Source organism: Bacillus sp. JJ722, from assembly GCF_036963345.1.
GTDB lineage: Bacteria > Bacillota > Bacilli > Bacillales > DSM-1321 > Bacillus_AD.
In genome coordinates this window covers 1-6,244 of sequence record NZ_JBALMO010000360.1, presented here as the reverse complement: position 1 = coordinate 6,244, position 6,244 = coordinate 1, and the positions used below count along the sequence as shown (strand labels likewise).

The window sequence follows — 6,244 nt, the reverse complement described above, 5'->3', positions numbered from 1 at the left end:
TGTATTTTCAAAAGTGACTATAAAATATTTGAGTTTAGCTAAAATTATATCACTATTAATAGTTAGAGAAGATTATTCAGATGAATAGAGAAAAGCAATCTATTTTTAAAATAAATGAGGGAGTACGGATGTACAAAGGACATTGTATTTTTTTTGATCCACTATGCATGCTATAAGCTATGTCGTAATAGTAAATCTCCTCAAGTCTCCATCCAAAAAAACATTTCCAAATCAGTGCCCTTTTTTACAATTTTTTATTTTGAAGCTGCAATAGAATGAAATTGCATAAGAAAATAAAAAACATGAGGTGAACATCATGGGTGTAAATATAATTGTTGAAGAACTGGCTAAGAAGTCGAGAGTAGCATTGAAAGCGCTTGAAAGTTATACACAGGAACAGGTAGATGAAATGTGTAAAGCAATTGCTCTTGCTATTGCGGATCATGCAGAAGAATTAGCTATAGAAGCGGTTAAAGAGACGGGGATGGGCAATTATAAGGACAAAATTGTAAAAAATATTGAAATCGGACAAGGTATTTGGACAACTATGAAAAATAAAAAGTCCGTTGGAATTATAGATAGAGATGAAGAAAAAGAATTAATGCACGTTGCACATCCAAAAGGCGTTATTGCATGTGTTATTCCAACTACTAATCCTACACTTACAGCATTAGGAAATGCTATGCTGGCGATAAAAGGAAGAAATACGGTCATTATTTCTCCTCATCCTCGAGCAAAAAATGTTTCTGTTCATACTGTGGAAATAATGAACGAAGCGTTAAGAAAACTCGGAGCTCCTGAAAATGTTATTCAAATTATTGAAGAACCAAGTATTGAACACACACAAGCTTTAATGAAAGTAGCTAATATTGTCGTTGCAACCGGAGGGTCAGCGATGGTTAATGCTGCGAATTCAAGTGGTAAACCAGCATTTGGTGTTGGTCAAGGAAACGTACAGGTTATTGTTGGTGATGACTATCATGACTTTGATAAAGTTGCGAAAAATATCGTTGAAAGTAGAAGTTTCGATGATGGATTGATTTGTGCTGGAGAGCAATCAATTATTGTACCGAAAAATAATGAACAGGAAATGATCGCTGCATTGGAACGAAATGGTGCATATTACAGTGCAGATGATGAAATTATTGAGAAATTTAAAAATGTTATTTTTGTAGATGGACATTTATCCCCAACTATCATTGGAAAAAATGCCGAAATGATTGCTGATCTAGCTGGTGTAAAAGTACCTGAAGAAACAAAAGTTATTGTCTTAAAGGCACATAAATTTGGACAAGAAGAAATGTTATGTGGTGAAAAACTGAGCCCGATCATTGCCGAACTTACTTATGATACGTTCGAAGAGGCTGTTGATATGGCGAAGACTAATCTTCTTTATCAAGGTGCTGGACATACTACGGTCCTTTACTCAAATGATCAGAAGTATATCGATTATGCAGGTGTTACTCTACCAGTAAGCAGATTGTTAATTAACCTTCCAGGACTTGCAGCAACTGGAGTGGGGATGACAAGTCATTTGAATCCTACATCAAGTATTGGATGTGGTTCATGGGGAAATAACAGTATTTCTGAAAACTTGACATATAAACATCTTATCAATATTTCAACCATTGCATCTCCACGTAAAGGGAAGCCGCTAACAGCTGAAGAGATATGGTCTAAGTAACATAATGGTCAAAAATGTATGCGCTTTAATTTAGGGAATACTGATATTCTGTATATAGAGGCAAACTGAAGATTCATTTCTTTCGTTTAATATGAAATATTTATCCCGTTCAAACCGGCGCTAAGACTCCCGCTTCAAAACGAAAGTAAAAGCGAAGGCGCTTAAGCGGGAGATAAAGCGCCAGTAAGAACCCGAATGGTTCAACTAATGATCGGTGGGGGGATGGACGCTCCCCCACCGATTAAAGATTCACTTTATATGGAGGTGGGTTGTAGTGAAAATTGCTGATTTAGAAGAAATTATTAAACACGCATTGCCACCAATTCAACCATGGATACGGCTAAATTCAAAGGATTATATTGAAAAACTAACAGATCTTAATCCAGTTTGTACAAAGTCAAATGCTCTATTCTATCAATTTACAACTGAAAATGTAGAGAAAACGGAGATTAATATAATTCCAGAACATTGTTCAAGCTTTATATTCAAATGTGATTCATCAAAAGCTGATGCTCTTTTCTTAGGTATTAACAGTAAATTGAAGAAAATAACATTGGAACCATACACCACATATTTTTGTGTGAAACCTTATTCCTCTTTTGGTACAAAAGGATGGAAAGCTTCTCCGGCAGAAGTCTTTGAAAATCAATTTGAACTGAAGGATGTATTAGAAACTAATGATCTTGAGTTTAAAATAGCGGAAGCATCTTCATTCAATGAAAGAGTTGCTCTATTTAAAGATCATTTCATTAAACAATGGGTGGATTATGACTATGAGATGAGTATGGAAGAATATTTAGCTATGATCCTTTATAAGAATTATTTATCTCTATCTACGGATGATATTGAAAGATTTACGGGATATAGTAAACGATATTGTAGAAAAAAATTTATGCTTGCATATAACATTTCACCTCAAAAATACATGAACATTATTCGATTTCAAAGTGCTACAAATATGCTATTGAATAAAAAAGAGAATTACAACATGGCAGAAATTGCCCATGAAAATGGATATTTTGATGAAGCTCATTTTATTAATGACTTTAAATCATATGCAACAATAAGTCCAAAAAGGTTTAGAAAGAATATTGTATAGTCATTTCTATAAACATTTTTCTACGGAAAAGTTTAACAACTACACCAAAGGTGGTTGAATAAGAACAAGAAATCGTGTCAGCCACCTTTTCACTTTAATAATGAAAGCTTTTTAACTTGATAGAAGTTTTACTGTGGATAAGTCGTCGGACGTCAGATGTAAACTTGTATTTGGTCTCAGTAGAGAACGGAGCTGTATTTTATTTCGAATATTCAGTAAATAAAAGGGGGTAAAGCCTTGCACGTGAAGAGTTTAGAGCAATTAATGGAACTAGCTAAAGACAAAGCCTCTAAGAAAGTGGCTGTTGTCGCAGCTGATGACTTAGATATTTTAGAGGTAATCGCCAAAGCGGAAGTAATGAACCTTGCTGAGTTTATTTTAGTTGGTGATCGAAAAAAGATAGAACACATCATTTCAGAGAATAGCTTGAAAATAAAAGTTGAAATAGTTGATGAAAAAGACCATAAGAAAGCAGCGGATCGTGCTGTTGATTTAGTAGTGAATGGAGACGCTGGAGTGCTTATGAAAGGCATGCTTCACTCATCTGTTTTTCTTAAAGCTATATTAAACAAAGAAAAAGGGCTTAACATAGGAAAACATATTACGCAGATTTCTGTGTTAGATAAAGAGGATCAGGGGGGGCTAATGTTTATTACAGACTGTGCAATTACAGTTAATCCTGATTTAAATGGAAAAAAAGAAGTGTTGGAAAATGCCGTGGATTTAGCTCATAAGCTTGGTGTTAAAACACCAAAGGTTGCAGTGCTTGCTTCACTTGAGGTCGTTAATCCAAATATGCAAGATACAATTGATGCGGCAGTGCTAAGCAAGATGGCAGAGAGAGGGCAAATCAAAGGGTGTATTGTTGATGGTCCATTTGCTCTTGACAACGCTGTTTCTGTTGAAGCGGCGAGAACTAAGAACATAACAGGTCCAGTCGCTGGACAAGCTGATATTATTGTTGTACCGAATCTTACGGTAGGTAACACGTTGACTAAATCACTTACTTATATGGCGAAAAAGACTGTAGTAGCTGCAACTGTAGGTACTGCTGTTCCAATCGTATTCACATCGAGAACGGAGTCGATGGAAGGGAAGCTCCTTTCAATTGCTTTAGCAACTTATGTTTCTTAAGAAAAATATAAATAAAGAGGTGGTAACATGTATAGAATTTTAGCTATAAATTTAGGATCAACGTCAACGAAAATGGCTTATTATGAAGACGATATTTGTATAAGCAGTATAACAGAAAATCATCCTACAGGAGATATTGTGAAATTTCCTGACATAATGGATCAGTTCAAATATCGTAAAGAAAGTGTAGAAAAATTTCTTAAGTTTAATGGAATTGAGAAATCATCACTGGATGCGATTGTTAGCCGTGGAGGTAATACAAAACCTTTAGAATCGGGTGTATACCGCATTACCAATGAGATGCTTATTCAGCAAGCTAGTGGTACGTACGGCCGTCATGCCTGTGATTTGGGCAGTAAAATAGCTTATGAAATGTGTGGAAATAGTAGGGTCATTCCTTTAGTAGTAGATCCTCCCGTTACTGATGAATTCGATTCTATAGCACGATTGTCCGGTCATCCACTATTTCCTCGTCAAAGCTGTTTTCATGCTTTAAATCATAAAGCTACAGCAAAGAGATATGCTCGTGAGAATGGACTTAAATATGATGAACTCAACTTAGTTGTAGCTCATCTTGGTGGAGGGATTTCAGTAGCTCCTCATAAACAAGGTCGTATGGTTGATGGCGATAATGCATTAGATGGAGATGGCGCTTTTTCCACAAATCGTACAGGAGGTTTACCAGCAGGTGCATTAGCTAAAATGTGCTTTTCAGGAGAGTACACGTATGAAGAAGTGACAAAAATGATTAATGGAGAAGGCGGACTTGTTGCTTACCTTGGCACGAGCGATGTTCGAGCTATAGAAGAGAAAGCGAAAACGGATGAAAATGCAGCATTGTGTCTTGATGCAATGATATATCAAGTATGTAAGCAAATAGGGGCTATGAGTACGGTACTCAGTGGCGATGTTGATGCGATATTGCTTACAGGAGGTATTGCCAATTCCAAATATGTTGTACAGAAAATTAAAGATAACTGTGGTTTTATTGCTCCTATTGCAGTATATCCAGGTGAAAATGAAATGAAATCTCTTGCTCGAGGTGCTTTAGAGTCTCTTCGTGGAGAAGAAATGATCAAAGAATTAGCGTAGTTTTTAAAAAATATTCTATCACGCACATGATAGATTCTTTCTAAATATCCAATATGTTTGTAAAAAGATACTGAAGTCGAAAAAACAATCTCGGTACTGACCTAAAAAAATTGAGACAAATAAAAACACCTTTCGTTGGAAAATGGGTATTGAATGAATATCTAATCAATGTGAGGTGTTTTTTCTATGGGAACAAGAGTTAGTTATCCGATTGAAGTGAAAATGAAGACTATACTGGATAACTCAAACTAGAATTTATGATTTAATATCAAGTATAGTTTAAATTGAAAAATATTAAATGAACTAATTGAACATACTGTTAACTACTTAGTGAAGAACTGTTTAATAAAGTGAATTGGTGGAAAAGCATGTAAATGAAATGTGAAATTTCAGTTCGTTTGTGTATTACAAACTTTAAAATTTTGAGGAGGTTATTTATGGGAAGAGTTGTTCATTTCGAGATTCATGTAAATAACATGGAACAGGCAAAGACGTTTTATGGAGAGATATTTGGCTGGACATTTCAAGACTGGAGCGACTATGCTGGAATGCCTTATTTTGGGGCAATGACAGGAAGTGAAAATGAACTTGGAATCAATGGTGCTTTAATGCAGAGGCAAAGTGCTTCAGATTATGATGTATCTGAAGCTAAAATCCTTAAACTTGGTGGAAAAGTTGCAAAGCCAAAACATGCTTTACCTGGAATGGCTTGGCAGGGATATTATTTTGATACAGAGGGTAATATTTTCGGACTGCATCAGCCGGATGTTAATGCTAAATAAGGCTTTCAAGATGGAAATGATTATTTATTGCTGGGTAGATAGCGTATTGTAGTAATTTTCTCTGTATTATGAAAGGTAGGTATCTGACCCTGACCCCAAGGCTTGGAAGTTTTTATTTGCTACGTGAAGGGCAGGTACCTTTTGTAAGGAGTAAAGTGCTGTGATTTATAAGGGATAAAAAGTATATACACAATTACATTAGTAGATATTTATTCTTTCCTTCCTTTTCACTTCTAAAGCATTCACAACAACCGCAGTAGAGGCATCACCTGTTACATTTACAGATGTTCACTCACATGATAGATTCTTTCTAAATATCCAATATGTTTGTAAAAAGCCCCTTAGATTGGAATGGCACTGACCTAAAAAAATGAGACAAATAAAAACACCTTTCGTTGAAAAACGGGTATTGAATAAATATCTAATCAATGTGAGGTGTTTTTTCCAATGGGA

The 6,244-nt window shown here is 35.4% G+C and carries 5 protein-coding genes; all 5 read left to right on the top strand.

What is annotated here, in order from left to right; genetic code table 11:
* Positions 1–316: 316 nt before the first annotated feature.
* The 5 genes from V7014_RS26135 to V7014_RS26115 all read left to right on the top strand — a co-directional run bounded on the left by V7014_RS26135 (position 317) and on the right by V7014_RS26115 (position 5,791).
* Positions 317–1,684, top strand: coding sequence for an aldehyde dehydrogenase family protein (locus V7014_RS26135; protein ID WP_335511878.1), 1,368 nt, complete (start codon positions 317–319; stop codon positions 1,682–1,684).
* Positions 1,685–1,958: 274 nt separating this feature from the next.
* On the top strand, positions 1,959–2,783 hold the full coding sequence (locus V7014_RS26130) for a helix-turn-helix domain-containing protein (protein ID WP_335511876.1): 825 nt from the start codon (positions 1,959–1,961) through the stop codon (positions 2,781–2,783).
* Positions 2,784–3,026: 243 nt separating this feature from the next.
* A complete protein-coding gene (locus V7014_RS26125) occupies positions 3,027–3,917 on the top strand; it encodes a bifunctional enoyl-CoA hydratase/phosphate acetyltransferase (protein WP_335511880.1) in 891 nt (296 codons plus the stop codon).
* A gap of 27 nt (positions 3,918–3,944) precedes the next feature.
* Positions 3,945–5,009 (top strand): butyrate kinase, encoded by a 1,065-nt coding sequence (gene buk / locus V7014_RS26120; RefSeq protein WP_335511874.1) that lies wholly within the window; start codon positions 3,945–3,947, stop codon positions 5,007–5,009.
* Between the two features lie 437 nt (positions 5,010–5,446).
* A complete protein-coding gene (locus tag V7014_RS26115; protein ID WP_335511872.1) occupies positions 5,447–5,791 on the top strand; it encodes a VOC family protein in 345 nt (114 codons plus the stop codon).
* Positions 5,792–6,244 lie beyond the last annotated feature (453 nt).

Coding starts and splice junctions, on each gene's coding strand:
- V7014_RS26135 (WP_335511878.1), top strand. CDS start 317: ATGGGTGTAAATATAATTGTTGAAGAACTGGCTAAGAAGTCGAGAGTA.
- buk (WP_335511874.1), top strand. CDS start 3,945: ATGTATAGAATTTTAGCTATAAATTTAGGATCAACGTCAACGAAAATG.
- V7014_RS26115 (WP_335511872.1), top strand. CDS start 5,447: ATGGGAAGAGTTGTTCATTTCGAGATTCATGTAAATAACATGGAACAG.